General features: G+C 51.3%; 27 protein-coding genes and 1 pseudogene. 8 read left to right on the plus strand and 20 right to left on the minus strand.

All coding sequences use genetic code 11. The annotated features are described in order from the left end of the window. Positions 1-88 precede the first annotated feature (88 nt). The 6 genes from UNDKW_RS25770 to UNDKW_RS25795 are packed head-to-tail and all read right to left on the minus strand — an operon-like array spanning position 89 to position 5,917. Entirely contained in the window at positions 89-949 is an 861-nt protein-coding gene (locus UNDKW_RS25770) for an STM4011 family radical SAM protein (protein ID WP_162061084.1), read from the minus strand. Next, entirely contained in the window at positions 946-2,286 is a 1,341-nt protein-coding gene (locus UNDKW_RS25775) for an STM4012 family radical SAM protein (protein ID WP_162061085.1), read from the minus strand. Before UNDKW_RS25775 ends, UNDKW_RS25770 begins: the two co-directional genes overlap by 4 nt. Further along, positions 2,283-3,089: an STM4013/SEN3800 family hydrolase gene (locus tag UNDKW_RS25780; RefSeq protein WP_162061086.1), complete on the minus strand. Its 807-nt coding sequence runs from the start codon at positions 3,087-3,089 to the stop codon at positions 2,283-2,285. The genes UNDKW_RS25775 and UNDKW_RS25780 overlap by 4 nt, the downstream gene beginning before the upstream one ends. After that, the gene (locus UNDKW_RS25785; protein ID WP_162061087.1) at positions 3,077-3,742 is read right to left on the minus strand and encodes an HAD family hydrolase; all 666 of its coding nucleotides are present in this window, start codon (positions 3,740-3,742) and stop codon (positions 3,077-3,079) included. Before UNDKW_RS25785 ends, UNDKW_RS25780 begins: the two co-directional genes overlap by 13 nt. Further along, the gene (locus UNDKW_RS25790; RefSeq protein WP_162061088.1) at positions 3,735-4,844 is read right to left on the minus strand and encodes an STM4014 family protein; all 1,110 of its coding nucleotides are present in this window, start codon (positions 4,842-4,844) and stop codon (positions 3,735-3,737) included. The genes UNDKW_RS25785 and UNDKW_RS25790 overlap by 8 nt, the downstream gene beginning before the upstream one ends. Positions 4,845-4,849: 5 nt before the next feature. Next, a complete protein-coding gene (locus UNDKW_RS25795) occupies positions 4,850-5,917 on the minus strand; it encodes an STM4015 family protein (RefSeq protein WP_162061089.1) in 1,068 nt (355 codons plus the stop codon). A 485-nt stretch (positions 5,918-6,402) separates the two neighbouring features. On the opposite strand from UNDKW_RS25795, the gene UNDKW_RS25800 reads away from it, so the two are divergent. Beyond that, positions 6,403-6,615 (plus strand): cold-shock protein, encoded by a 213-nt coding sequence (locus UNDKW_RS25800; protein ID WP_162043691.1) that lies wholly within the window; start codon positions 6,403-6,405, stop codon positions 6,613-6,615. Positions 6,616-7,389: 774 nt separating this feature from the next. Here UNDKW_RS25800 and UNDKW_RS25805 read toward each other — a convergent pair. The 10 genes from UNDKW_RS25805 to UNDKW_RS25850 all read right to left on the minus strand — a co-directional run bounded on the left by UNDKW_RS25805 (position 7,390) and on the right by UNDKW_RS25850 (position 17,339). Further along, the gene (locus tag UNDKW_RS25805) at positions 7,390-7,839 is read right to left on the minus strand and encodes a TerB family tellurite resistance protein (protein WP_162061090.1); all 450 of its coding nucleotides are present in this window, start codon (positions 7,837-7,839) and stop codon (positions 7,390-7,392) included. Positions 7,840-7,865: 26 nt separating this feature from the next. Then, positions 7,866-9,695, minus strand: a complete 1,830-nt coding sequence (locus UNDKW_RS25810; protein ID WP_162061091.1) for an ATP-binding protein — start codon at positions 9,693-9,695, stop codon at positions 7,866-7,868. 73 nt (positions 9,696-9,768) lie between these two features. Beyond that, the gene (locus UNDKW_RS25815) at positions 9,769-10,485 is read right to left on the minus strand and encodes a PspA/IM30 family protein (RefSeq protein WP_162061092.1); all 717 of its coding nucleotides are present in this window, start codon (positions 10,483-10,485) and stop codon (positions 9,769-9,771) included. 66 nt (positions 10,486-10,551) lie between these two features. Beyond that, positions 10,552-11,409 (minus strand): hypothetical protein, encoded by an 858-nt coding sequence (locus UNDKW_RS25820; RefSeq protein ID WP_162061093.1) that lies wholly within the window; start codon positions 11,407-11,409, stop codon positions 10,552-10,554. Positions 11,410-11,429: 20 nt separating this feature from the next. Beyond that, positions 11,430-12,320, minus strand: coding sequence for a hypothetical protein (locus UNDKW_RS25825; protein WP_162061094.1), 891 nt, complete (start codon positions 12,318-12,320; stop codon positions 11,430-11,432). Positions 12,321-12,355: 35 nt separating this feature from the next. Then, positions 12,356-13,270, minus strand: coding sequence for an ABC transporter ATP-binding protein (locus tag UNDKW_RS25830; RefSeq protein ID WP_232063115.1), 915 nt, complete (start codon positions 13,268-13,270; stop codon positions 12,356-12,358). Further along, a complete protein-coding gene (locus tag UNDKW_RS25835; RefSeq protein ID WP_162061095.1) occupies positions 13,252-14,049 on the minus strand; it encodes an ABC transporter permease in 798 nt (265 codons plus the stop codon). The genes UNDKW_RS25830 and UNDKW_RS25835 overlap by 19 nt, the downstream gene beginning before the upstream one ends. A 5-nt stretch (positions 14,050-14,054) precedes the next feature. Continuing rightward, positions 14,055-15,752 carry a phosphate ABC transporter substrate-binding/OmpA family protein gene (locus tag UNDKW_RS25840; protein WP_162061096.1) on the minus strand — a complete coding sequence of 566 codons (1,698 nt, stop codon included), beginning with the start codon at positions 15,750-15,752 and terminating at the stop codon, positions 14,055-14,057. 70 nt (positions 15,753-15,822) lie between these two features. After that, positions 15,823-16,557, minus strand: a complete 735-nt coding sequence (locus UNDKW_RS25845) for a hypothetical protein (protein WP_162061097.1) — start codon at positions 16,555-16,557, stop codon at positions 15,823-15,825. A gap of 239 nt (positions 16,558-16,796) precedes the next feature. Beyond that, on the minus strand, positions 16,797-17,339 hold the full coding sequence (locus UNDKW_RS25850; RefSeq protein WP_162061098.1) for a GNAT family N-acetyltransferase: 543 nt from the start codon (positions 17,337-17,339) through the stop codon (positions 16,797-16,799). 99 nt (positions 17,340-17,438) lie between these two features. Between UNDKW_RS25850 and UNDKW_RS25855 the strand changes: the two genes are divergently transcribed. From UNDKW_RS25855 to UNDKW_RS25865, 3 genes are read left to right on the plus strand one after another with little or no spacing between them, the layout of a single operon-like run. Beyond that, on the plus strand, positions 17,439-18,050 hold the full coding sequence (locus UNDKW_RS25855; protein ID WP_162061099.1) for a GyrI-like domain-containing protein: 612 nt from the start codon (positions 17,439-17,441) through the stop codon (positions 18,048-18,050). 28 nt (positions 18,051-18,078) lie between these two features. Further along, a complete protein-coding gene (locus tag UNDKW_RS25860; RefSeq protein ID WP_162061100.1) occupies positions 18,079-18,561 on the plus strand; it encodes a GyrI-like domain-containing protein in 483 nt (160 codons plus the stop codon). 26 nt (positions 18,562-18,587) lie between these two features. After that, entirely contained in the window at positions 18,588-19,460 is an 873-nt protein-coding gene (locus UNDKW_RS25865) for a GyrI-like domain-containing protein (protein ID WP_162061101.1), read from the plus strand. Here UNDKW_RS25865 and UNDKW_RS30700 read toward each other — a convergent pair. Both UNDKW_RS30700 and UNDKW_RS30705 read right to left on the minus strand, forming a co-directional pair. Beyond that, the gene (locus tag UNDKW_RS30700) at positions 19,457-20,035 is read right to left on the minus strand and encodes a substrate binding domain-containing protein (protein WP_232063116.1); all 579 of its coding nucleotides are present in this window, start codon (positions 20,033-20,035) and stop codon (positions 19,457-19,459) included. The two genes, UNDKW_RS25865 and UNDKW_RS30700, sit on opposite strands and share 4 nt — an antisense overlap. Next, a complete protein-coding gene (locus UNDKW_RS30705) occupies positions 20,032-20,364 on the minus strand; it encodes a LysR family transcriptional regulator (RefSeq protein WP_232063117.1) in 333 nt (110 codons plus the stop codon). The genes UNDKW_RS30700 and UNDKW_RS30705 overlap by 4 nt, the downstream gene beginning before the upstream one ends. Positions 20,365-20,484: 120 nt before the next feature. Between UNDKW_RS30705 and UNDKW_RS25875 the strand changes: the two genes are divergently transcribed. The 4 genes and pseudogenes from UNDKW_RS25875 to UNDKW_RS25890 all read left to right on the plus strand — a co-directional run bounded on the left by UNDKW_RS25875 (position 20,485) and on the right by UNDKW_RS25890 (position 24,229). Then, on the plus strand, positions 20,485-21,141 hold the full coding sequence (locus tag UNDKW_RS25875; RefSeq protein ID WP_162061102.1) for a hydrolase: 657 nt from the start codon (positions 20,485-20,487) through the stop codon (positions 21,139-21,141). Between the two features lie 59 nt (positions 21,142-21,200). Continuing rightward, positions 21,201-23,078 (plus strand): annotated as a pseudogene (locus UNDKW_RS25880) (amidohydrolase). Continuing rightward, positions 23,075-23,485 carry a hypothetical protein gene (locus UNDKW_RS25885; RefSeq protein ID WP_162061103.1) on the plus strand — a complete coding sequence of 137 codons (411 nt, stop codon included), beginning with the start codon at positions 23,075-23,077 and terminating at the stop codon, positions 23,483-23,485. The pseudogene UNDKW_RS25880 and the gene UNDKW_RS25885 overlap by 4 nt, the downstream one beginning before the upstream one ends. 33 nt (positions 23,486-23,518) lie before the next feature. Continuing rightward, a complete protein-coding gene (locus UNDKW_RS25890; RefSeq protein WP_232063118.1) occupies positions 23,519-24,229 on the plus strand; it encodes a YoaK family protein in 711 nt (236 codons plus the stop codon). 50 nt (positions 24,230-24,279) lie between these two features. Here the strand turns inward: UNDKW_RS25890 and UNDKW_RS25895 are convergent, their stop codons facing one another. Together UNDKW_RS25895 and UNDKW_RS25900 are read right to left on the minus strand one after the other, a co-directional pair. After that, positions 24,280-25,041, minus strand: coding sequence for a head GIN domain-containing protein (locus UNDKW_RS25895; protein ID WP_162061104.1), 762 nt, complete (start codon positions 25,039-25,041; stop codon positions 24,280-24,282). A gap of 66 nt (positions 25,042-25,107) precedes the next feature. Beyond that, positions 25,108-25,311, minus strand: coding sequence for a DUF4124 domain-containing protein (locus tag UNDKW_RS25900; protein WP_162061105.1), 204 nt, complete (start codon positions 25,309-25,311; stop codon positions 25,108-25,110). Between the last annotated feature and the right edge of the window lie 58 nt (positions 25,312-25,369).

A 25,369-nucleotide genomic window follows, 5' to 3' on the forward strand; every position in this document is an offset into this window, starting at 1 on the left:
AGACGACAAACGATTGTTTTCAGCTTAAAACATGAAAAAATCATATAAGAGAAAAACCACTTATTTCTTTTCTTTCTCCTAAATGCCTTCAGGCAAAACGCACAGGTATCCTTTCCAGCAAACCATTGCCATATACTTCATGCGATTGCATGGCATCAAGATGAATATAGCCTATGTGGCAGTGGCAAGTCGCTTTGCTGCAAGCTTCTCGCTTGAGCATGCTGGCCAGCGGGTCTGTAAAGATATTGCCTTTGCGGGTTTTGATAAAGTGGCAGCGGAACAGGTCACCATTGCCTTCTATGGACACCACCTCACTGCCAGCCTTGCAGTCTTTGCCCATGCTTTCATACCAGGGCAGGTTCGATCTGAACAGGTAATCGATGTCTTCCAGGAAAGCGATTTCTTCTTCCGAGTAGTAATCCACTTCACGCTTATAGGCATTGATCCACATATACACATCGTGTGGCAGGCGCTGGCGCAGAGAAGTAATTTTCGGGAAGTGTTGCTTTAGTCCCACTACGCCTACGCTATGGCGTATCTGCAAGGCAGCCAGTTCATTACATTTCCCGATGAATTTTTCTTCGGTCACAAAATCAGGGTGATAGGTAGTCCATAAAGCCGTGGTCTTGGTATTGCAGCGCGACAGCCATTGCGTATTCCAAGCCAGATTGGTTTGCGCCGCCACCTTGTTCACATGCGGCAGATGCGACAGACGTATCACCGCTTCCTGATACCATTTGCGCACCAGTGCTTCACCGTAAGGCGTAATAAACACTTCCATGGCCTGGTCGGCGCTACTGTTTTGTTCTACCCAATCGACAAACCTGTCCAGGTCTTTTTTATCGAGAGCCTGCAATTCACGACTGTTTTTTTCTTTGGCAAAGGGGCAGTATTCGCAACTGTAATTGCAATCTGTCAGGTGGCCGCGATAAATAATTTTCAGGCTCATTTGCTGACATACTCCTGCATCTTTTGTTTGACTGCTGGCGAAATAAACCAGTGACCGATAAGATCAGAATAAGCCATGCCCTCACCATGCAACTGCATGCGCCCTGCACTCTCTTGCGCCAGCTTCATTTCCAGCAGGGTCTGTAGTTCAGGAAAATCCGCATACACATCCGTACCATAAATACCTTGGTAATGCGCAGCATCCAGCCCTTGCGCCTTCAATAAAGACTTGATCAGATAACGCCGTTTCCTGTCATCTTCTGAAAGACGTATACCATAATTTGCCGTCGTGAAGTCGGCACGTTCTTTGGCGACATAGTCATCGATGATCGCTGCAACATTGGGTTTGGATACGGCATATTCTGTCGAGTAATGCACATCTGTCGTGTAAGACCTCGCATTCGTACCCAAGCCTATCATGCCATCTTCCTGACATGAATATTCTGAACTCTCACGCAAACCGGCTACCTGCTTGCGGAACAGGCGCATAGAATCCTGCGCGTAACCGTTGGTCTGCAAAAAGTCACGCCCTATGCGATAAAGCATGCTGCGTATGTCTTCGTTTTGTATGCTGATATGCTTCTTGAATAGTGAAGTCAGCGGGCGCACATACAAGGGGTACAGGAAAATTTCAGTTGGTTGAAACTGTATTGCTTTTTGCAGCGATGCCAGCCAGGTTTCCGCCGTTTGCCCTGGTATGCCATAAATCAAATCCAGATTAAACACCGGGAATTGATAACTGCTTATTTTTTCGAGCAGCGGTTCCATCACAGTCTCTGGCTGCACCCGCCCTACTGAACGCGCTTCAGCTTCGATAAAACTTTGTATGCCTATGCTGAGTCTTTGCACACCATGTTGCGACAGAAAAGTCAGCTTTTCATCATTGATGGTATCAGGTGAAACCTCAAAGGAACCCGGCGTATTTTTCAAATCTACACCCAGGGTATTGGTATATATCGAGAATAATTGCTCAAGTTGGGTGATATCCAGATGACTGGGTGTACCACCACCGATGGCATAACCGGCAAAGTTGAAATCACCCAGGCTATCCCTTACGACTTCAGCTTCCAGCTGTATCTTTTTAAGGTATAGATTAACCAGATCTTCCTTGGGATGCGACACCGTAAACAAATTACAGAATGAGCATTTCATGCGGCAAAAAGGAATGTGCGTGTAGAGATACAGCGCATGTTTTTTCTCTGTTGCCCACAATTCTTTCAAATCCAGTTTTTCTTCAAACGTCCTGTACGCTGTCTTGTGCGGGTATGAATACAGATAACTTTGAAAACGATTGGTTTCTTCCAGATAACGACGAAATGTATGAGCTATCTCTGTCATGCCAGGCTCCCTCGCATCAAATGAAAATCTGCATAGGGGATAGTCCAGACCTTATCATGCCCCAGTCTATGGCCTGTATAACCATCTTCACCATAGGTAGTGCCGTGATCAGAACTGATAATCACGAAGGTATCACCCATAAGATTGAGCGCCTGGAACAAGGGAGGCAACTGGCTGTCTATATAACGCAATGCCGCAGCATGACTGGCCAGGCTATCGCCAACTGAACCGGGCAGGTAATGACAATTGGGTTGGTGTAGTGCAGATAAATTCATAAATAAAAAAACTTTTTGATCAGGTTTTTGTTCCAGCAACTCTATGGCAAATTCAACTTGATGCCTGGTTGATTCAGGATCGCTCACACCAAACTCTGGCTGCCAGTAACTTTCCTGGAACAGATTGGGCAGGACACAGGACAAGGGATTTTGCTTCTTGAAAAAGCCAACTCCGCCTATGCAGATAGTGCGGTAACCGATGCCCGCAAATCCACTGACAATGTCTGGCGTATCAAAACAATAACTGGATGTACCCGTGGTTTCACTGCCAGCGAACTTCAATGAAAATAAACGCTCATGCACGCCCGGCCTGGCAGGTGTGGGGAGAAAACCAGCAAAAAAAGCACAGTGCGATGCGTAGGTAAAAGAGCCGGGTGCATGGCGCTCTTCCCAGCCTGCAGGCAATACACTCGCAAGAAAAGGGGTGCGACCTGTCGCAAGCTCTTGTTCGGCAACGTCATAGCGCAGGGTATCAAGCGTAATGAAGAGGACATTGCTCTTGCCTACGATCTGGTTCATATCATGCATGCCAGGGCCTCCTCAAGGGCATGGATATTGGATAACTCATGATCTGGCCTGATAGCGAAGTTTTCATTTTCAGGGTTGATGAAAACCGTTGTTAATTTCATGGCCATGGCTGGCTGCATATCATTGATGTAGTCGTCCCCTATCATGACTATACTGGCATGGTCACAATGGTTTAAGGCATGTGAAAACAAGCGAGTATCAGGTTTGGCATAACCCACTTCAGCAGAAATGAAGATATGTTCAAAGTAAGCGGTAAGGCCAGCCTGATGCAGTTTTCGCCTTTGCATACTTGCTGAACCGTTGGAAATAATCATGAGCTGGTAATCGGCAGATAAACGCTCCAGCATCGCATTGAGCACGCTATCTGGCTTCACAAATTCTGGCAGTGACATGTGATCTTCCCACAAGCTTTCTGTGCTGTAAGGAAGGCCAGAGAAACGCTGCAATAATTCCTGACAAAAGAGTTTACGGTCTTTTCTGCCATGGCAGTCCAGTACCATCATTTCTGCATGCACCTGCGACATATCTTCTTCAGCTAATGCTGCCTGATTCCTGCTGATGAAATCCAGTAAGTAAGCGTGAAAAGCGGCATCCCTGTCTAGCAGAGTATTGTCGATATCAAAAAGCAGGCTGGCTTTTTTTGTCTTAAGCATGAGTCAGCCTCTGCCTTTCCAGCACTGCATTGATTTCTGCCAGATAAGTATTCTCACCTTTGTGCAACAAGTTAGGCAGCAAATCACCAAAGGCATTAGCTTCCAGCAGCACGGGTGATTTGTCATTTCTGGGCAAGAGGATATCCAGTCCCGCATACAGCGAGCGCGGAAAAGCCTGCATGGCTTTTTCTACCAGGATATCGATCTCTTGCCAGGTCGATGATGACAATTCCAGCTCATCAACCGCACAGCGCTGATTTCCCAGATGCAGATTGGTCATGGGGCCACGACTGAGTCTGGCAATTGCATGCCGCCGCTGACCGGCGATACCTACTACCCGCAAATCATAAGAGCTGTCTTCATGCCTGGCCTTGGGTATCCAGCTTTCTATCATGGCACCCTGTGCGAACAAGAAATCAAGAATGTTCTGTATCTTGTCTCGCGTAGTATATTTTTTTATTTTCAGTGAATTGTAATAACGGTTGCCATCAATACTGTGCACGATCTCTACGGTAGAGTAGGCTTGTTCTTTACCGTTTCTCTTATTGTATTCATAAGCGACGATGCCCGATGCAGAAGAGCTGGAATTGAGTTTGATAAAAAAGCGGCTGTATGCCTGCTTTTCTGCATAGGCAAAGAATTCATCGTAGCTGGAAAAAACCGGCAGGCCGGGTAGCGTATGGTCAGCCAATATTTGCTTGCATAAGGGCTTGTTAAACATGCTGACGATGTCGTCAGGGTGATTGAACCAGTTCAGCTTAGTCGTTTGCTGTGCTATTGACGCCATCAATTGAGAAAATCCCCGGAACCATAGTCGGGGATGATAAATCCTGCCGCGTTCATCTTCCAGTCCGTTGGCATTTTCCAGGCCACCAAGGGCGAGTATTTTCTTTTCCACGGAAAAATTCTCACCGGGAGACTCTATTCTTACCGTGTCACCGTCCCTGAGTAAATCAGACAGTTCGTACTCCCCGTTCAGGAGATTCAGGTAGGGGATGACCAGGGCAGCATCCTGCCCTGCTTGCTGCAATGCTTCCTGAAAAAAATGCACGCGGCGGTTTTCAGGATTGCCTATCAGTACAAAACGGGATTTCTGTTGCATCTGTCTTATTCTGTGACCGCTGGATAACGCCATTCATCTTCAGTGTCTTGCTGGTCAGTGACATCCACCAGAATAGACAATTTTTTGAATTCCTTGATCATGTCATTCGACAAATAATGGTAGTGCAAGTCCAGCTTTTTAAGCCCGGCTATCTTGCTGCTGTCCAGCAAGGCGCGACCACCGTCGTCGCTGAGTGTGCCCATGGAGAGGTCCAGGGTCTCCAGTTGCTCCAGCACGGATGCCTGGGCAATTTCAATCGCGATCTCATTGGCGATTTCACTATCCACCAGGCCTAGGTGTTTCAGTTTGGGGAACAGGCCTTTTTGCATGAAAGGACGCAGGTCATCTATCTTGCCATCAAAGCCGTATTCGTCGACACCGATATACAGTTGCAGGTATTCAAGATTGGGCAAGTGGGCAGTCGCAATTTTTTCTATGACCTCTTTGGGCAGGCCACCACATTCTATGGTCAGCGCTTTGAGATGCTCATGCTTTAACGGCTGGGAAGACAAAATCAGGTCTTTGGAACCCTTGATGTGCAAGCGTTCCAGTGCGGGGAAGGCTGCAAACAGTTGGGTGTAATCGGCCTGGGTGATCCAGGATATTTCGCACTCTTCAGAATCCATGTCACCAACGAACAATTCTTTCAATTGCGGTAGTTTGCCTGGATTGGCGATCAACAGGTCCAGGGATGCTTGCGGCCCTTCTTCATAAGCTTCTTCCCAGGCGGCGATCACCAGTGACTCAACTTCTGTTGCCTGACTACTGTCCAGAAAAACGGTGACTTTTTCCAGCAAGGTCTTGCCTTCTTCTGCCTCATCGTAACTGACGCCTATGCGCCGTGCGATTTTCTTGGCGCTGGCACCGGTTTTTTCTACATAGCCTTTCTTGGTTTTTTCACTGATCAGCTTTTCCATTTCTTTTTGTGCTTTTTCTGGTGTATCAAAGCTGCTGATTTTTTCCTGGCCTGCGGTGCCTATCTTGCCGTACTTCACATTCAAGGTATTCGCTTCAATTTCTATCTGCCAAAACTTGTAAGACTTGGAATCCTGGTATTCAAAATAATGCTTCATTGTCTGACGCCTTTAAAATGTGCGGTTGGTCTCACGAAAGAATGATCAGCAGCTCATTTTTTCGTTGGGGGAAACTGCAAAATATCTTGTCTTTCACACCAGATAATCGGGTTCACATTGCGCCTTGTCAAGCAAGAAAATCAATTGTTACATTGCATTTCTTGAGCATTTGTTTTCCTGTGAAGATGAGTCAATTTCTGAGACACAAGCGCCTGCAGAGCGCTGCTTTATTCAAGCTGTAGTGGCAAAGCAATTAGTTGCCGCTGTCCACTGCCCATCAAAAATATTTTTAAAAAAAATTAGGCACTTTTAAAGTAAACGTGTATATTCCGTCCTGTACTTGCATCAAGTCCTTAATTTGTTGGTCCCAATTCCGCATAGCTTTATCTCTCTGGCTGTTCTGTCTTTTTTCCACTGGTTTTATCACTTGCTTACAAGTCCATATCGGGCAATTTTGCCTATGGTTTTATCAAAAGGAAAAAAACATGAGTACTCAAACAGGTATAGTTAAATGGTTCAACGATGCCAAGGGCTTCGGCTTTATCGCTCCTGATGCAGGTGGTGCGGATTTGTTCGCCCACTTCCAGGACATACAGTCCAGCGGCTTCAAAAGCCTGAGCGAAAACCAGCGTGTGTCTTTCGAGCGCACAGCCGGTCCTAAAGGCGACAAAGCCAGCAACATCCAGGTTCTGTCCTAATATCAGACCAAGGTCTTTATTGACCTTGTCGGGTGAATTCAATTTGCCCGGTCGCAGCGCTTTTGACTAATTTAGTAATACCGGCCAGTGACACCACGCAGATAGCATGGGTTGCTGGGAATTAGTCAATCGCATGGCGACACCCTTCATCTGTCAGTGTTTATGTCTCGTACAAAATGCTGATGCGCAGAATGATACTTACCGGCTCTTGGTACCACGCAGATAGCATGGATTAAGAGAAAATGGTATTGTCGTTAAAGGATGCATAGTGCATCCTGTGAACAAGACCGCAGAGTAAGCTCAGCCTACTCCAAAGCGCCTTCATTCTCACCGGCTGGATTTGCATGTATATGTGTATATATATGCGAACCGGGAAATGGTGTAGTGAAGTGTTGAAGGATCTCATTCGTGGTACCTCCTGTCGTGGACCGAACTATAGCGGACCAGCAGGAACAGGCAAACACCCACACATTACACCGCGCAGATAGCACGGGTGATGCACCAAGCAATGACACCACGCAGATAGCATGGGTTGTTGTCAGTTTGCCGGAATGAATGGAATGCCCACCTTTGGTGGGCTTTTTGCGTTTACGTCTATGCGCTTACTTCGGAGATGAGCTCATACATCCAGCCCTCAGTTTTGTGCATCGAGATGGGCTTCGATCAATTGAAGGCAATGAAATTGCTACGAATATACCCATCACCATTCCTAGCTTTCACTGGAGGGACTTTAAGCGCAGAATGCAACAGCAGGCATGCGATATAGAAAAATAATCAGCCCAATTCTTTTGCCACTACAGCCACTGATCCGGCATCCGGCAAATGGGACAATTGTGCCAGCATGTGGTCTTTGATGGTTTCATTGATTTCATCAAAACGAGCGGGTGCAACATTCAAACTGGCAGCAATGGCTCGCACTGTCGCTGTTTCAGCATCACTGAATGTACCATCGGCGAAGCCTGTCATGACACTCAATGCCACGACCATTTCACGTTCTTGCTCATTGGAAAAATCTGTAGCTGCCAGTGTGTAATCTGCAGATGCAGCCAATACTTCATCGAAAGAAGGGTGGCTTGCCGCACTGATGCTGCCTTCATAAAAACTCTTGATCAGGGCAACTTCTGCTGGATGGATGCCATCTGTTTTTGCTACCTGCAACATGATTTTGCTGGCAGCAATAATGGCGCTATCACTCAGGGATTGCGGTGCGAAAAATGGAAACATGGTTTTCTCCTGGATATGGATAAAATTTAAATAGCGTTGCGCAGGACTTGCAATTGCTGCTGCACTTCTTGCGGTGTCATATTCTTGAAGCGGTCAGGCAACATGGAGCGGCGTGAAGTTTCAAACACGGCCAGCATTTCCATGAAGGCGATCATTTGTGTTTCTTGCGGTGGCATGAAGTCAGCCACGGCCATCTCGAAAATTGCTGACGTAATTTCACCGTCACCACGCTTGGCAAATTCCAGCGCCAGCAAGGCTACTGCTTCCAGATCGGCATTCGAATAACCGCGCAAGACATCAAATACTGGTAGCGTGTTGGCCCAGTCTATCGAACACTTGACGTCATAACGGCTGAGTATGGCCTTGACGATGTCAGCGCGTTCAGTGGCAGTGTCGGCATAAAAAAAAGGGATTTTCCTGTCGAGGCGGCCAGGGCGTTTGATGTCAGTATCGAGCTTGTCCGGTCGGTTGGTCATGAGGATGAACAAGACCTTGCCACGGTTCTCGGTATCAGACATGAACTCCTTGAGGCGGGCAATCACGCGTGAACTAGTACCGCCGTCAGAATCATCGCCCTGCTTGCCAAAGCTGCGGTCACCTTCATCGATCACCACGGCGATAGGCCCCATGGCTTTGACCGCAGTCAATACCCGCTCCAGATTTGCCTCGGTGGAGCCTACCCATTTCGAGCGGAAATTTTTCAGGCTCACACCAGATAATCCTGCCTCTTTCAAGAAAGCCTTGATGACAAAGGTTTTACCTGCACCCATTGCCCCAACTGCCAGCAAACCCATGGGTGATCTTGCCTTGTCGCCGGATTTGATGGCCTTGGCAATTTCCATCAATTCAGTCTTGATATGTTCGTTGCCACCGACCGCACTGAGATCATGCTTGGGTTCAATAAACTCGATGAGGCCAGCGCACTCTTTTTCTATCAGTTCGCGCTTGCGCTTGCGTACTATTTCCATCATTTCGGAATAGGGGTCGGCATTGACATCTACAGCCAGTGTCTTGCCCGGGTCTATCAGGTGGGCGATTTCTTCCGGTGTCATGCCAGCCGTGATGGCTGATAATTTTGCTGCGCGGTCTTCTGCATTGGCCTGGCCTTGCAAAAGGCTGGCGATAAGCTTGGTACGTTCTGCTTCACGCAAGCCTTGCGGGCCTTCTGCCGCGACGATGCTGCTCAGCTGTATCACGCGCAGGCCAGCAGTTTGCTTGGCCAGCAATTTGACTTGCTGCTCTTCCATCCTGGGGGCGTAATGCATGACTGCCGTTTCACGCTCAGTTTCTTGCGGTATCGGCACTTCTACTGCTGCCACCTTGGGATTGGACATGATGGCCTGATTGATCTCGGCCAGTGATTCACACAGCAGGATGACGACATTGTCTTTTTGCGCCAGCGCATCATCGAGTGACCAGCGATGCAGGGTGGTGAAGGCGATGCGGTCTTCCAGCGACATCATTTGCGGGTCGCCATTCGGGAAGATGGTGCCTGCATAAGGGAAGATCACGGCATTCGAAGCATGTTCACGCATGCGGCGTTCTACCGATTCAAAGATGCCCGGCAAACCCTTGTCAGCCAAATAGCCGTACAAGACTTCTTTCTCTTCTGTCGTTGCGCCTTGCAGGAAACGTACGCCGCGGTCAAGGCTGATTTCCATGATGCGGTTTTTGTTTTCCTTCAGCAGTACCTGGGACAGGAACTCAGTCATGCCATGGGCGACGCCATCGACGAGGTAGCGGTCAAATACATTGCCATACAAGACGAAGACCGAGGCTTCGCCTGCCAGATATTTCTGTCTAAGCTGTTCTGCCCAGACGGGCAGCGTGCGCTTGCTAGTGCCAGTTTCGCTCATGGATGTCGCTCTGTCTCTTCGCTTTAATGATTCACTGGTGATGCCGGATGTGGACAAGCCTTGCCAAAACCAATTACATGGTCTTGCCACCGCTGTTGGCTTCTGCCTGGCCAGCACGGGCTTTTTTCATGTCTTCCAGTTGCTGCTTGGCTGTTACTGCACCACTGCTCTGGCGGAGTTTGGCCAAACGTACGTCGAGGTCAGAGCTGCGCAATTCCTGACCCAGATTGGCTTCAGCCACGGTGTTCTTGATATGGTCACGCACATTGCTGAGCGCCTTGACTTCAGCATCCACAGACAGGCCTTCGAGCTGGTTCTGTATCGACACCCGTGCTTGTGCGCTGTGCATCTGCGCCAGCATGCGGTCTTTTTCTGCCTTCAGTTTGTCAATCTCACCTTTGACTTGCAACAGCGAATCTTTGGCATCGTCTGCATCGGTCTGGGCGATTTTCATGTCGTCCTGCAGGGCTGCCACGCTGGCATCCAGGGCATTTTTCTTTTGTATCAGCACGACTGCGAGATCATCCTGATTGGTGGCGATTGCACCTTCCAGATCGGCAGTGATGGATGCCAGTTCTGCCTGCTCCGCCTTCAGGCGCGCTTCTACATCCTGCCTGCGGCGTATGATGGCGGCAGTCGCTGCCTTGAGTTTGGTGTACTTGCTGATCATGGAATCGATGGAATTCTGGTAGGCGATTTCCGGGTGGCGTTTTTCCACATCGGTAATCCACAATGAAACGAAGCCTGACCAAAGATTGGATAAGCGGGCGATGAAATTACTGTCAGACATGTTGTTCCTCTTTTAGGTAAATAACTAACCGCGAATTGAGCGTGAATTGATCATGAGTTGATCGTGTTATCGAACTATCGCTTCGAAAAAAGTCTTATGATGCTTGGCAAAAGTCTGGAAGCCATGATCCAGGCTGGCACGCATGGCTGCATGTTCTTTTTTGGGGCTATAAGTAAATGCCAGTTCTGCACCCTTGGTAGCCCATTCAAAATGGTCAGCCTCGGCTGCGCCGCCATGACCACTATGTATCTGCAACCATTGATAACATGGATGGCTTTGACCGGCGATTTCCTGCTTGGCCTTTTTCAGGAATCGTGTCACTTCTTTTTGTTCCTTGCGCAGGTATTCATCTATCATCGAGAACTCGCGGTCCGCCAGAATTTCTGAACCCAGATGGTAGCCTATCGCTGCCATGATGGCGTCCCTGCTGTCTTCACTGCCGTTGCCATAACCCTGCGCAACCTTGGCATTCAGGGTCTTTAACCAGGCGGGCTCGTTGAGCATTTTATTCAGCTCTGCAGTGGAAGCGGCATAGCCTTGCTGACGTGCGTAACGCAGTAAACCAGCCAGGGTTGCCTGCGCGAGGCAGCGGTGGGTATCGCGATATTCGGTATCGCGGTCATCGAATTCATCACGGGCAGCATCAAAGAAAAAACTCGCCACAAAAACACTGCGGTCATTCAGCAGGCGTTCTGCGATGGTCTGGTCAACAAAAGTCGTGCGCGAACGGCCTATCTTGCCTGACAGCGAAGCCACGCCAGAACCAAAAAAACCATTCCAGCTGGTATAGCGGGCGAAGAAACGCAGCAAGCCCACCGCACCATCCTTGCCTGCATGGTTCAGCGCGTTTTTTACACGCAACTGTGCCAGCTCAAAGTCGGCCAATTTTTTCAAGTCGTCCTGCGTAATGATGCTGTATTCCATGTTGTTCGCTTTCCAGTTTACTATGTATTTTTCTGCGCCTGCGCTTGTACTCTTGCCCCGCTGGCGACGCGGCTTTGCCTACGATTTTCCAGCTCTTGCGAGATGACTGGTACGGTATCGCGCAATGCCCCTTCCAGCTCCGCTTCCAGATCTTCTTCCAGCCCCAGTTTGGCGATTGATTCTGCCAGCTTGGAATCAACATCAGAAGAAGTTGGCGCAGTCATGATGGTCTGGTAAATTTCATCCATCTGGTCTGGCATGGAAATGATCGCAGCTTCTATCGCTGCCTTGCGACTCAGCATGCGGCGCTGCCTGGTGATGAGGGACAAGTAATCATTGCGCGCCTTTTGCAATTGCAACTGATCCATGCCCGGTTTGATATCTGCCAGATCATGATCGATGCGCTCCAGACGCATTTCCACTTCTTTCATATTGACTGAATTTGCGCGCTCTTCTATGACCGTCAGGGCCAGCCACATGCTCAGATAATCTAACGTAGCATCATCCAGTTTTTCGACATCGTTCATGGACAGACTGGTGCGGCTGTCACTGGCATACTGGTAAAGGGAAGCGACATGCTGCAGCATGCGTTGATAGGCATCCATGGAACCAAATACCTTGAAGGCGATGCCTTCACGCTTGTGTATCTCTTCCAGGAAGTGTTGTCTGGAAGCGGCCCTCTCCTGCTCGCGGTATTTCTTATCGACAGTGGCACGGAAATTTTCTGAATACGGGATAAACATGGCGGCAATGGTTTCCCCGGCCACCAGGCCTATCAGGGGTATCAGCGCGGCATTGAAGCCGTAAGGTATGGATATCAAGACGCTGGCGGCGACCGTGCCCAGCACGGCAAAGATATTGCCCTGGCTGTACAGCATTTCCTTCACGTATGAAACTTGTTTGATCTGCACGTTTTTATTTCAATTCTTTATTTCAATTCGTTATTTCAAATGGTGACTCTGAGCGTTCCGCGTCCGGCGCTTAATTTGTGGAGTTGTGAGAGTACCCGTTCCTGCATAGTGACTGCCTCGGTAGAACGCTGCCATACGGCTGAACGCGGCCGAGTCTCGGTAATTTCAAAGTCGTCAGCTATCTTGGCAGGCTGGGTAGAAAGCACGATGACGCGATCACCCAGCAGCAAAGCCTCGGTCACGTCATGCGTGACAAATACGATGAGGCAGGGACTGGTTTTATGCAAGGTGATCAGCAAGCGCTGCATTTCTTCACGGGTTTGTGCATCCAGCGCGCCAAAGGGTTCATCCATGAGCAGGATACGGGGGCGCAATACCAGCGCCCGCGCCAGTGCCACACGCTGGTTTTGCCCGCCTGACAATTGCGCAGACGACAGATTTTTCTTATCTGCCAGCCCTACTGCTTCGAGCATGTCATCTACGCGTTTTTTCCACTCAGCTTCGGGGAATTTTTTCTTCCACAAACCCAGGCGAAATGGAAATGCCACGTTTTCATAGACGGTCAGATCAGGGCGGTTAGCATAGCGCTGAAATACCATGACAGCATCATCATGAGGACCATCACATGCTTCGCCATTGATGTGCACAGAACCGGAGGTGGGTGACTGCACGCCAAAAGGACGCACCCCACCCATCATGTGCAGCAAAGTACTTTTGCCACAGCCTGAGGGGCCCAGCAGCATATTGATGGTGGGCTTGTCAAAAGACAGGCTGATGCCATCAATCACGCGGGTCACAGGGCCATCTGCATTGGCATATTCCTGCACGATTTCATTGAGTTGCAGGCTGATGTCGGTGCTGGTCGTCATTGTGCTTGCCGGGCTGGTGTCTGCCATAGTATCCGTATTGGTATCCGTCTTGGTATCCATATTCACTGCGAGGTTTCCCATGGATAGAGTTTTCTTTTCAACAGGCGCATCAACTGGTAAGTCACCAGCGCCAGGGCAATGATGACGATGATTCCAGCAAATACCTGGTCCATGGCGCTGAAGCGGCGCGCATTCTGTATCAGTTGCCCCAGGCCTTCGCGGGCATTGACGTATTCAGCCACCGTAATATAAGTCCACATGACCGAGATACTGACCACCACCGCATCTGCAATACGCGGCATGGCCATGGGCAATACGGCTTTTGTGATGCATTCCCAAGGCGTGGCACCCAGGTCACGGGCGCTGATGTAATAGCTTTGCGGCACGGCCTGTATGGCATCGCGCACCATGGGCACCAGATACACCACCGCACCGATGAACAGGAAGGCGATCTTCATGACCTCACCTATACCCAGCCACATGACGAGAATAGGCAGCAAGGCAACCACTGGTGCAGAACGGAAAGGGTCAATCAGTGGCGATAGCAAGGCATTCAAACGCGGAGCCGCACCCATCATGACACCCACAGGGATGCCGATGGCGATGACCAGCAGGCCGGCGGCAAATACCCGGCCAGCCGACCACAGGGTGGCATTGAACAACATGCTGTTACCCTCATTCCATGACAGGTAGAGCATGGCCTGTGCCACTGCCCACGGCGATGGCAATCTTGTCGGACTAACCGCGCCTGATGCTGCGAGCACAGCCCACAACACCAGTACCGTGGCCACAGATGCGATGCCCAATTGGCGTCGCAAGCCAGGCGACATGACGGCGTAGGGATTCCAGAATGTCGTCATGATGCTTAACGTGCAAAAACGCCGATACGGGTAGTGCGGTTCAGGGCGCGGCAATCTTCCAGCGCCAGGCCATCCGCTGCCGGATTAGCTTCATTACACAAAGGTTTGTCAGGGCCATTACCAACGATTTTGAAACGTGCTTTAGGGAATTCCCATTGCTCATTCAGATACTTCACCACGGCCGCAGCACGGGCTTGCGACAGACGCAGGTTGGAATCACGTGCACCAACGCCATCGCTATTACCACTGACTTCAAAATAGGCGCTGCCATTGTTTTCTATGAAGGGCACCATCTCGGTATCAACGATGCGCTGGGCTTTCTTCGTCAGTTCAGCACTACCGGTAGCAAAACCGACGGTGACTGGCTTGGTGACGCTGGCTGCCTGTTGAGTAGCCACTTTTTGCGCAGTCTCTGTAAACTGGTATTGCGGTTTGGCTGCCGCTGTTTCCACTGCCGTGTTCTTGGCCAGCATGGCCTTGATGAAACGGTAGTCAAAGCTTTCTTGCGGATTGACGACTGGCGATTTTGGATTAGCCAATGCACCCGCCGCACGGTAGATCGCATCAAAACGGCGATATACGCGGTCATAGTGATTGGTGCCACCGACCAGACCAAGGATGCGGGCGTTGTCTTCAAGACCTGTCCATACCAGGTTATTGAACAGGGATTTGATGAAGGGCTTGCCTTCCTGCTTGGCCAGCAGTTTGAAGAATTCTTCTGTATTCACCAGGGCATCAACCGCATTGTCAGGTTTTGCTCTTGCCTGTGTCACGCCTTCCATCCAGCCTTCCACAAATTTCTGGATGACCGGGATGTTTTCTTCTTTGGCCAGTACGCGGCTGTCACACACCATGATGTCAAAAATCAGGTTGGTGGCGGTCTTGGTGGAATACACGACGTGGCCGCCTTTGACATTGCGCAGGGCCAGTGACAAATCAGGGTCCCACAGCGCGGCGGCATCGACGTTGCCGGATTCCAGTGCAGCGCGCACGCCAGCCGTACCTTCATCAGCATTGATGAAGACAAACTTGACGCTTTCTTTCTTGCGCGCAGTCATCGAAGAATTTTCTATCGCGTCAATCAGCATGCCATGCGAAGGGGTGAACTGCAGTACGGCGACCGAATGGCCAGCGAGGTCTTCCACTGTGCGTATGCTACCGTCTTTGGCGATGACAGCATCGGCACCCTGGGTATTATCAACCACCATCACGGCACGCGCATCCAGACCCGCATTGCGCAGATTAGGTTGTTCCTGCGCCCAGGAGTCAGACGTACGCCATGCACATTGCGCAGCGCCAGACTCAAACACGGTTGCCAGCGCCGGGATGTCATCCTGGATGACGAATTGCATATTCACGCCCTTTGCTGCATATACAGAATTGGGCTGGGTAGTCAGGCTATTGCCATTCGCAACCAGCGCAGGTGCATAGCCATGGAAGCTGACGATACTGACTTTCAATGGGTTACCGCTAGAACCGAGTGGCCCGCTGCCCGATACTGGCGCAGGAGCAGGCTTGCCAGAAGGCGACACACCATTTGCTTTGCCGTTTGCAGGTGCACTGGCGGAAATTGTCGCCCCGGATTTTGCATCAGCCCGGTTGGCCCACCAGTCCTTGAGTGCCAGATTCCAGGCAGCAGAGCCTGCGGCTCCGAGGATAATCACTGCAATAAGTCCTTTAGCAAGAGGGCTAGCTGTAGCCATGGTCATTCCTTGATGATGTGTTGTTAGTCAGTATGAGGTCGGTGTAAGTTCGGTCTGGATTGTTCAGAACTCAGTGTGAAAATTGCGCCGGGATTTCGCGCAATCTTTCTACTTCTGTCTGCAGGCGCTTCACTTCGCGCTCACAGTTTTCCTGCGCAGATTTTTGACCGCCTTCCAGATTGGTGATTTGTTCTGCGGTTTTTTGTATCTCGCGGGCCAGCAGTCTTTCCATTTCAGCGATCTGCTTGCGTATTTCTGTCACTGCTCTTTCTTCTGCCGCTTTCAAATCAGCGACTTCGGCAATCACTTGCTGTTGATTGGCGGTAAGCTGCGATTCCAGTGCTTTTTGATAGCCTTCCAGTGCGGCGATTTTTCTTTGGGCATCAATGATGGAATCGTCGATAGTCCAGTTATCGTCAGCCGCATCCATGGCATGCACTGCTGCCTTGCGGGTGGCTTCATCCATGGCGCGCAGGCCGTCAAGCAGCCTGAGCAGGCGTTCAGCCGGGAAAGGGGAATCGGGTATCTGGGCGCTTTTGAAGATATCTTCAAACGACTTGCCACCGGCGACATCAACTGCCGCGTAGGCGATGGGTGAATTGATGGGCGGAGCCAAGGAAGTGCCGGCATCACTGGTGTCTGGCAGGGGCGGCGGATTGGTGCCCGCAGTTTCATCGGCAAATTCGCTGGCAGCCTGGTTGATCAGGAGTTCGTCGCCCGGCGCCACACCATGCAATTTCAGTTTTTCTTCATCAGATAACTCGACCAGCTTGGCAGCAGCCAGAAACTTAAGGATACCTTTCACGCGAATTACCTCTTCAGAAAAATCTATGTGTGCAACAAGATACAACAGGCTGGCATAAATTGCCACTTTGATTGCATGTGCCGGACGCTTGAAAACCAGCTAATTGTCTCTGGGAGAACACAGTATTATCTGTCCATTGTGCGTGTAGTGCACCATGTATGGGATTGCACCGGAAATTCAATAGCTATTTCACAATATACTTTTCTACAGGCCATTTTCATTTCCCAATGGCAAGTAAGCTAAAACAGTTGCTTGCGCATGCGACTTAATGGTGCAACTACGCCACCTGGCAAACCCAGATCGAAGCGCTCAAATACCGTAAAACCACAAGCCAGGTAAAGCGGTTCACCCGGCATGGTGGCGGCAAGCTCCAATACCCTGAATCCCGCCGCCTGTGCCTGGGTGCTGCAATGTTCGAGCAAAAGGCTGCCCAGGCCACGGCGCGCGGCCTTGGGCTCGACAAAAAAAGCCCGTATGCGTGCCGCATCGATAGCCGGATCAAGCAAGTTATCCACACCCTGCTTGGCCTGGTCACCACCAAACAGGGTCTTGCGCTTGCTCCAGCCACCGCAAGCCAGCATGCTGCCCTGCTCTTCGATGACAAAATAAGTCTGGTCATCGATGAGCTGGGTATCGACACCAAACACGTGCGTCAACAAGGCCTGCGCCTGCTCAGGCGTATAAAAGGATGCGCTAAGCTGTATTGCCGACCTGGCGATCAGGGCCTGCATGGCGGTGATGTCGGCTTCCGTAGCACAGCGTATCTTCACATTGTCATTCATCACTCTTCCTTTTCCAGACCTGACAATGCAAGTCCGCAAGATTTGTCAAATCCCTTCATGTTAAGGTGAGCACCTCGCTGACTAGTGCATTTCTTAATCATGGATAAGCTGGATTTGAAGAAGCAATTTAAATCTGTATATCAGGCATCTGCCAATGCGGTGGCTGAAGTGGATGTGCCTGACTTTCATTTTCTCATGATAGATGGCCAGGGTGATCCAAATTCATCCAGTCATTATGCGGCAGCCGTGGAAGCCCTGTTCACGGTAGCTTACACCCTGAAGTTCATGGTCAGGAAGAGCAGCGCGGCAATTGATTATGCCGTCATGCCGCTGGAAGGCCTGTGGTGGGCCGAGGACATGGCAGCATTTGTTGCGGACCGCAAAAGCGAATGGCACTGGACCATGATGATCATGCAGCCCGAATTTATCAGCGCAGAGATGGTGGCAGCCGCCATCGTTGCAGCAGAAAAGAAAAAAACTCTGCCAGCATTGCAGGATTTACGTTTTGAAAGTTTCAATGAAGGGCATTGCGCACAAATCCTGCACAAAGGCCCTTTTAGCGAAGAAGGGCCGACTATAGACCGCCTGCATCAGTACATCAATACCCACGGCAAGCTGACAGGCAAGCATCATGAGATTTACCTGAGTGACATACGCAAGGCCGCACCGGCAAACTGGAAGACCATCATACGTCAACCGCTCAACAAATAAGACTCACTAACAAGGAACAGGAAAAGCCATGCAAAATAAAATCACCGACAAAGCTGTAGAAAAAGTTGTGGAAATAAGCGGCTTCCAGATCAGTGGCCTGCAAGTACGCACCCGCAATGCCGATGAAGCTGATAATGCCACCGGCAAGATAGCTCCTCTGTGGGGGCAATTCTTTGCCAGAAATTTGCCAGAGACCTTGCCAGCCAAAACTGGCGATGGAAAAATCTATGGCGTGTATTCAAATTATGAAAACGATGCGAATGGCTTGTTTAACGTGACTGCCGGTGTCGGCGTCATGGCAGCTTCGGCAGAACTGGCCAATGTCAGCATTGCTGCCGGGCGCTATATGGTGTTTGAATGTGAAGGAGAAATGCCTGCTGCCATCATAGAGGGCTGGGGCAAGGTCTGGTCATATTTTTCGGGTCAGACAGAATACCAGCGCAGCTATCTGACTGACTTTGAAGAGTATCAGGGGCCAACTCAAGCGGCGATCTACATCGGTATAAAATAAGCGCCACTTTATTACATGAGGCCAGCATGTCCGCATTGTCCACCAATCCAGCCCTGCAAGTCAGTTATGAACGCCGTCTTTCCCGCGTCACCAATTACCTGCATGCGCATCTGGATGAAGACCTGGATTTGAACAAGCTGGCCGACATCGCCTGCATGTCGCCCTACCACTGGCACCGCATCTACCGTGCCATCCATGGCGAGAGCGTGGTGGCAACGGTCAAGCGCCTGCGGCTGCAAAGAGCCGCCACCCTGCTGGCGCGCAGCGACATGGCGATAGACAAGATTGCCGAATTTTCTGGCTACCCCAACCTGCAATCTTTCACCCGTATTTTTGCGTCTGTGTATGGGCAACCACCGGCGCGTTACCGCAAGGAGGGCAGCCACCAGCAGTTCCCGCTGCCGGATGAACTCAGTGCTGACCTGCATTTCCCCGTCAGCATCACCAGCATAGCCCCGGTGCAAGTACTAAGCATAGACAATACCGGCAGCTATATGAGCATCAGCAAGACCTTTGATATCCTGAATGGCTGCGCAGCCTCACGACAACTGTTCAGGGAGGATACCCGCTGGATAGGCATTTACTACGATGATGCAATGACGGTGGATGAGGACAAGCTGCGCTCAAAAGCCTGCATCAGCGCGCCTCAGCCCTTACCAGAACAGGCATTGCAAGAACCCCTGTCTTTGACGGAGCTGCGCGGTGGCAAATATGCCGTGCTGACTTACAAAGGCCCCTACTCGGACATGCAACCAGTATATCGCTGGTTCTTTGGCGTCTGGCTACCTGCATCCGGTGAAGAGATAGACGATGCGCCGCCGTTTGAAGAATACCTGAACAACCCGCGCGATACTGCACCGGCAGATCTACTGACAAATATCTACATGCCCTTGCGTTAAGCGAATGGAGCCAGCGCTTCATCATTGAATTCCCTTACCAGGAAATCAATGAAAGCCCTGGCCGCCATGGGCAACCTGCTGGACGGCACGTACAGGGCATACAGGCTGATCAATGGAGCCTCTTGCCACTCACCGAGTATCTGGACCACCTCACCCCGCGCTACCCATTGTTGGGTGATGAAATCCGGCTGCAAGACGATGCCCAGACCATCGGCGGCAGCTTGCGCCAGCATCTCGCCATTATTCGAACACAGGACACCGCCTACGCGTACGCGTTTTTCACTACGGCCATCACTGAGCAGCCATTCAGCCCCGGTCAGGTTGTGTCCATAATTCAGGCACCTGTGCTGGGCCAGGTGTGCTGGCTCTTCGGGTATGCCATGCTGCTCCAGATAAGCTGGGCTGGCATAAAGCGAACGCTTGACGGCACAGATGCGGCGGGCTGCCAGGTTGGAATCACTCACATGCGCGATGCGCAGGCTCAGGTCAAAACCCATTTCTATGGGATTGAGCATGCGGTCGTTCAGGTCCATGCGTAACTCAACACGCGGATGCTGTTTCAAAAACTGACTCATGCGCGGTGCAGCATGATGGTGCCAAAACTCATGGGCGCATTCACCACCAGCTTGCCAACAGCCTGAGTACGTCTTTCAGTCAGGGCCAGGCTTACTTCATCTGACAGTGCCAGGATAGAGCGCACGTATTCATGCAGTTCGGCACCTGCGCTGGTCAATGACAAAGCGCGGCTGGTACGGTTCAGGAGCTTGACGTTATAAGTTGCCTCAAGCGAGGCCACCAGCTTGCTGGCCTGTGAGCGCGTCACATCCATTTCACGCGTAGCCGCAGCAAAACTGCCATGCTGCCAGGAGAGGGCAAAAGCGCGAAAGGCATCGAGTCTGTCCATGCAATGTTTCCAATATGGATGCTTAATGAAGACTATGGAAACAATCTACAGTACTCATGCCTGGACACAAACCACCAAGCCCCTAAAAACCCTGCATTTCAAATTAACGAAGTACACATCATGAGCAACCCAAAACTGGATTTACTGACAGCCTCCAACCACAGCCTGATCCTGATTGATCATCAGCCGCAAATGACCTTCGGCGTTGCCAGCGGCATAGACCGCCAGTCACTGAAAAACAATGTGATAGGCCTGGCCAAGTCTGCCAAGGTATTCCAGGTACCGACCGTGCTGACTTCAGTAGAGACTGCCGGTTTCTCCGGTGAAATCTGGCCTGAGCCGCTGGCCGAGCTGCCAGACAACAAGATTTTTGAACGTACCTCGATGAATACCTGGGATGATGAAGCCGTCAAAGTCAAGTTGAAAAAGTTTGGCCGCAAAAAACTGGTGTTTGCGGCATTGTGGACTGAAGTCTGCCTGACCTTCCCGGTACTGGAAGCCATGCGCGATGGCTATGAAGTGTATTTCGTTGAAGACGCCTCTGGCGGTACCTCAGCCGCTGCCCATAACATGGCCTTGCAACGCATGATACAGGCTGGTGCCGTGCCCATGACCTGGCAGCAGTACCTGCTGGAACTGCAACGCGACTGGGCCAGGAAAGATACCTACAAAGGCACTACAGGCGTGGTGGTTGAACATAGCGGCGCCTATGGTTCTGGCATAGATTATGCGATCACACATGTACGCAAAATGGCTGCACGCAAAGTTGCACATTGAGTGACAATGAGTAGCACCCGAAATGCAGCCTATGATCAATCTTAACGACAACTGACATCATGATCGCTATCGCCGACACACTGTACCTGAATGGCCGTTTCACTACCCTAGACAAGCAAAACCCACAGGCAAATGCGGTAGCGAATGCTGATGGCTAATTCATCGCCGTCGGCGATGCAGCAGAAGTGCGCCGTCACATGGGCGCACACACCAAAGTCATTGACCTCAAAGGCCGCGCCGCCATCCCCGGCTTGCATGACAGCCATACACATCTGATACGGGCAGGCTTGAACTACACCATGGAATTGCGCTGGGATGGCGTACCCTCCCTGGCAGACGCCATGCGTATGCTGAAAGAGCAGGTTGCCCGTACCCCGGCCCCACAATGGGTGCGGGTGGTTGGTGGCTTCACTGAGCATCAGTTCGCAGAAAAAAGGCTGCCAACGCTGGCAGAAATCAATGCTGCCGCACCTGACACACCGGTGTTCATCCTGCAACTGTATGACTGTGCGCTACTCAATGGCGCAGCCCTGCGTGCAGTTGGCTATACCAAGGACACACCGAACCCGCCAGGTGGTGAAATCGAGCGCGACAAACAGGGCAACCTGACCGGGCTGCTGCTGGCCAAACCAAACGCCATGATCCTGTATGCAACCCTTTCAAAGGGCCCCAAACTGGACGCGGATGCGCAAGAGATTTCTACCCGGCTGTTCATGCGCGAGTTGATCCGGCTCGGCATTACCTCAGTCATTGATGCGGGTGGCGGTTTTCAAAATTACCCGGATGACTAGCGCATCATAGAGAAACTGCAGAAGGCAGACGAGCTGACAGTGCGCATCGCCTACAACCTGTTTACCCAGAGACCGAAGCAGGAAGTAGAAGATTTCCAGACCTGGAGTGATTTGCTGCCGCCCCTTTCCGGCGATGCGATGTACCGCCATAATGGTGCGGGTGAAATGCTGGTATTTTCTGCGGCTGATTTTGAAGATTTTCGTGAGCCACGCCCAACGCCTGTCGATAGCATGGAAGATGAGCTGGAGCGCGTGGTGCGCCTGCTGGTAGAAAAACGCTGGCCTTTCCGCCTGCATGCGACCTATGACGAAAACATCAGCCGGGCACTGGATACCATTGAGCGTGTGAACCGCGATATTCCATTCAATAATCTGCACTGGTTTTTTGACCATGCAGAAACCATCAGCCCGCAAAACATTGACCGTGTCAGGGCTTTGGGCGGCGGTATCGCGATACAGCACCGCATGGCCTATCAGGGTGAATATTTCATAGAACGCTACGGCAGGCAGAAAGCTGCACATTCACCGCCGGTGCGGCGCATGCTTGATGCCGGTATTCCAGTCGGCGGTGGTACTGATGCCACCCGCGTCGCCAGCTACAACCCCTGGGTCAGCCTGGCATGGATGATCACTGGCAGGACCGTCGGTGGTACTAAGCTGTATCAGTCAGATAATCTGCTGGAGCGGGAAACCGCCTTGCGCCTGTGGACCACAGGCAGTGCCTGGTTTGCCAATGCAGATGGCAGACAGGGGCAGATCAAGGCCGGACAACTGGCGGACTTCATCGTGCCCTCAGCCGATCTGTTTGCCATTCCTGAAATGGACATCGCCAGCCTGGTGTCGCACCTGACCGTCGTGGGCGGCAAGGTAGTGCATGGTGACGACGTGTTTTCTGATCTCGCACCACCAATGCCGCGGGCAGCCAATGACTGGGCACCGACCAATGTCTTTGGTGGCTACTGGCGCGAACCGCTGGTGCAAAAAAACAAAACCGGTCATCTGCAAAAACCTGTACAGCATGCCAACTGCTGCGCGAAACCCTGCCAGGTTCATGGGCATGGCCATACGTCCAGCTGGCTCAATCCCGTGCCGGTATCGGATGAAAAAAGTTTTTGGGGCGCACTAGGTTGCGGGTGCTGGCTATGACACTGCCCTCTTCCATGCACACGCTGGCCCTGGCTATGCTGGCGAGTGTGTTCGCCTGGAGTGCCGCTGACAAACTGTTGCACTGGCAAGACGGGCTTGCTGAAGTCCGTGCACAACTGCCTTTTGCTCCTGTGATTTTATTATGCGGCACCGTGTTCCTGCAGGCTGCTGGCAGCTTGTGCTTGCTGGCAGCAGCCTTCTTTCCCGAGCAACCCTTGCTGCGTTATCTGGGCGGCTGGGCAGCGCTTGCCCTGGCTGGTTTCACCTGCATGGCAACGCTGCTGTTTCATGCTTTCTGGCGAGAAGCAAATGCCCGGGATAAGCGACGCACGCTGACCGTATTTCTGGAACACCTTGCTTTGGCCGGCGGCCTGTTGCTGGCAGTCACGCTTTTACTGACTACCTGATTCACTTACATTCACTGGATACGGACAGCCAATATGCCCGCCGACATTTCTTCTGCTACACCAGCAAGCAGCCCTGTACCGGTCTTTCATGCCTGGATGGCACCACTGCTGGCTCTGGTCGCCGCGTATATAGATACCCTGGGTTTCATTGCCCTGTTCGGGCTATTCACCGCCCATGTCACTGGCAACTTTGTCCTGATAGGTGCCGCCTTCGTACACGGTGGCAGTGGCATGACTTTAAAGTTCCTGGCTTTCCCGGCTTTCATCGCTGGTGTCTTGGCGGCCAAATGGACACACGGCTTTTTGAGCGCACGTGGCAGCACGAGGGTATTAAAAATCTTACTGGCGCTGGAAGCCCTGTTCCTGTTTGCCTTTGCCATGACAGGTATTTTGCTGCGGCCTGACCTGGATGCCAACCCCGGATACACTGCCATCGCCACCGGCATGCTGGGTGCGCTGGCGATGGGCTTGCAGAATGGCACCAGCCGCCTGAGTCTGTCCAGCCTGGTACCCACGACGGTCATGACCGGTAATGTGACACAGATCGTGATTGACCTCGTCGATGCCGCATCAGGTAACATTATTGCGCGCGAACGCATACGCCGCTTCATACCTGCGGTTGCAGGTTTTGTAGTAGGTGCGGTCGGCGGTGCCTTCGCTTACATCGGTCTGGGTTTTATGGCCGTCTTGCCCGTCATTGCAGTGTTGCTGGTGTTGATACGCCTTGCGGACCCGCGCCAGTAATCTGCGAGGATGATTTCCGGATGCTGATTGCAGACTACGGGCCACATTGCCTAGCCAGGCACGTCACCCTTGCGCGTCACTCTGCCAGAACCACCTATGGATTTGCTGATTTTTGGATCGCCGTAATAGCTGACATCACCAGAGCCGCCTATGCTGACATCCAGCCTGTCCCTGGCCCATACCTGGGCTGTGCCTGAACCACCTATCTTGATTTTGACGTTGCGCGCTTCCAGCCTGCCGGCTTTTATATCACCAGACCCACCAATCGTGCCAGCCACGTCATTAACATTGCCAGCAGCCACGAAATTGCCGCTGCCGCCTATGACCACACTCAGGCTGTCTGCCTGCAAGAGCTTGATCTGCACATCGCCTGAACCACCTATTTTGGTTTGCAATTCTTTGCTGGCCAATTTGTCAGTCCAGATCTTGCCTGAACCACTGACGGCGATCTTGTCCAGATTCTTGCAATACACCACGATATTCATGGTCCTGGTTTTAGGATAGGTGTTTTTGTCGGCATTGCGGATTTTCAGATGACCGCTTTCAACCACGGTTTCTACCAGCGACTGCAGATTGTCGTCAGTCTCTACCTGCACGCCTTCTTTATCGCCCTGGCGCAATTCCAGTCTGGCGGGCAAAGCCAGGTCTATGCCCGAGAAACCAGTGACGGCACGGTCTTGTTTCTGGATGTTGCCTGAACCTTCTACAGCCTTTCCTTTGAACCAGCCATCTGACCAGTCAGCGGCAGCAGGCAGGCTGGCCAATGCCAGCAAGGCGCCCAGGATGTAGCGGCGGGAAATCGGATTTTTCATCATAGTCTCCTTAATAATTGTTGCCTTGAGACTATCACTAATGAGCGAAGTTCCTGAAAAGGAAACTTATTTAGGCTGTGGCTTGGGTGCGCTATCGTTTTTTGCTGGCTGGGTTTTCAAGGGTTTGATGGTCACTACCTTGCCCTTGCTTTTGCATGGATTGTCTGACCAGACCACACGGCCATCAACTTCACAACGAAATACGGGTGTTTGTGCTAAAGCCAGGACAGGAAACAACAGGGGTAATACAAGGAGGAGAGATTTTTTCATGAACCGCTTAGTGAGGAAATACGACCATGATTATACCCTGCATTCTGTTTTCTTTTTT

The sequence above is a fragment of the Undibacterium sp. KW1 genome (genome assembly GCF_009937955.1).
Taxonomy (GTDB): domain Bacteria; phylum Pseudomonadota; class Gammaproteobacteria; order Burkholderiales; family Burkholderiaceae_D; genus Undibacterium.

What these genes read in the sequence shown, in the direction of transcription:
- UNDKW_RS25770 (WP_162061084.1), bottom strand. Translation starts at nt 949, where the DNA reads ATGAGCCTGAAAATTATTTATCGCGGCCACCTGACAGATTGCAATTAC.
- UNDKW_RS25775 (WP_162061085.1), bottom strand. Translation starts at nt 2,286, where the DNA reads ATGACAGAGATAGCTCATACATTTCGTCGTTATCTGGAAGAAACCAAT.
- UNDKW_RS25780 (WP_162061086.1), bottom strand. Translation starts at nt 3,089, where the DNA reads ATGCATGATATGAACCAGATCGTAGGCAAGAGCAATGTCCTCTTCATT.
- UNDKW_RS25785 (WP_162061087.1), bottom strand. Translation starts at nt 3,742, where the DNA reads ATGCTTAAGACAAAAAAAGCCAGCCTGCTTTTTGATATCGACAATACT.
- UNDKW_RS25790 (WP_162061088.1), bottom strand. Translation starts at nt 4,844, where the DNA reads ATGCAACAGAAATCCCGTTTTGTACTGATAGGCAATCCTGAAAACCGC.
- UNDKW_RS25795 (WP_162061089.1), bottom strand. Translation starts at nt 5,917, where the DNA reads ATGAAGCATTATTTTGAATACCAGGATTCCAAGTCTTACAAGTTTTGG.
- UNDKW_RS25800 (WP_162043691.1), top strand. Translation starts at nt 6,403, where the DNA reads ATGAGTACTCAAACAGGTATAGTTAAATGGTTCAACGATGCCAAGGGC.
- UNDKW_RS25805 (WP_162061090.1), bottom strand. Translation starts at nt 7,839, where the DNA reads ATGTTTCCATTTTTCGCACCGCAATCCCTGAGTGATAGCGCCATTATT.
- UNDKW_RS25810 (WP_162061091.1), bottom strand. Translation starts at nt 9,695, where the DNA reads ATGAGCGAAACTGGCACTAGCAAGCGCACGCTGCCCGTCTGGGCAGAA.
- UNDKW_RS25815 (WP_162061092.1), bottom strand. Translation starts at nt 10,485, where the DNA reads ATGTCTGACAGTAATTTCATCGCCCGCTTATCCAATCTTTGGTCAGGC.
- UNDKW_RS25820 (WP_162061093.1), bottom strand. Translation starts at nt 11,409, where the DNA reads ATGGAATACAGCATCATTACGCAGGACGACTTGAAAAAATTGGCCGAC.
- UNDKW_RS25830 (WP_232063115.1), bottom strand. Translation starts at nt 13,270, where the DNA reads ATGGGAAACCTCGCAGTGAATATGGATACCAAGACGGATACCAATACG.
- UNDKW_RS25835 (WP_162061095.1), bottom strand. Translation starts at nt 14,049, where the DNA reads ATGACGACATTCTGGAATCCCTACGCCGTCATGTCGCCTGGCTTGCGA.
- UNDKW_RS25840 (WP_162061096.1), bottom strand. Translation starts at nt 15,752, where the DNA reads ATGGCTACAGCTAGCCCTCTTGCTAAAGGACTTATTGCAGTGATTATC.
- UNDKW_RS25850 (WP_162061098.1), bottom strand. Translation starts at nt 17,339, where the DNA reads ATGAATGACAATGTGAAGATACGCTGTGCTACGGAAGCCGACATCACC.
- UNDKW_RS25855 (WP_162061099.1), top strand. Translation starts at nt 17,439, where the DNA reads ATGGATAAGCTGGATTTGAAGAAGCAATTTAAATCTGTATATCAGGCA.
- UNDKW_RS25860 (WP_162061100.1), top strand. Translation starts at nt 18,079, where the DNA reads ATGCAAAATAAAATCACCGACAAAGCTGTAGAAAAAGTTGTGGAAATA.
- UNDKW_RS25865 (WP_162061101.1), top strand. Translation starts at nt 18,588, where the DNA reads ATGTCCGCATTGTCCACCAATCCAGCCCTGCAAGTCAGTTATGAACGC.
- UNDKW_RS30700 (WP_232063116.1), bottom strand. Translation starts at nt 20,035, where the DNA reads ATGAGTCAGTTTTTGAAACAGCATCCGCGTGTTGAGTTACGCATGGAC.
- UNDKW_RS30705 (WP_232063117.1), bottom strand. Translation starts at nt 20,364, where the DNA reads ATGGACAGACTCGATGCCTTTCGCGCTTTTGCCCTCTCCTGGCAGCAT.
- UNDKW_RS25875 (WP_162061102.1), top strand. Translation starts at nt 20,485, where the DNA reads ATGAGCAACCCAAAACTGGATTTACTGACAGCCTCCAACCACAGCCTG.
- UNDKW_RS25885 (WP_162061103.1), top strand. Translation starts at nt 23,075, where the DNA reads ATGACACTGCCCTCTTCCATGCACACGCTGGCCCTGGCTATGCTGGCG.
- UNDKW_RS25890 (WP_232063118.1), top strand. Translation starts at nt 23,519, where the DNA reads ATGCCCGCCGACATTTCTTCTGCTACACCAGCAAGCAGCCCTGTACCG.
- UNDKW_RS25895 (WP_162061104.1), bottom strand. Translation starts at nt 25,041, where the DNA reads ATGAAAAATCCGATTTCCCGCCGCTACATCCTGGGCGCCTTGCTGGCA.
- UNDKW_RS25900 (WP_162061105.1), bottom strand. Translation starts at nt 25,311, where the DNA reads ATGAAAAAATCTCTCCTCCTTGTATTACCCCTGTTGTTTCCTGTCCTG.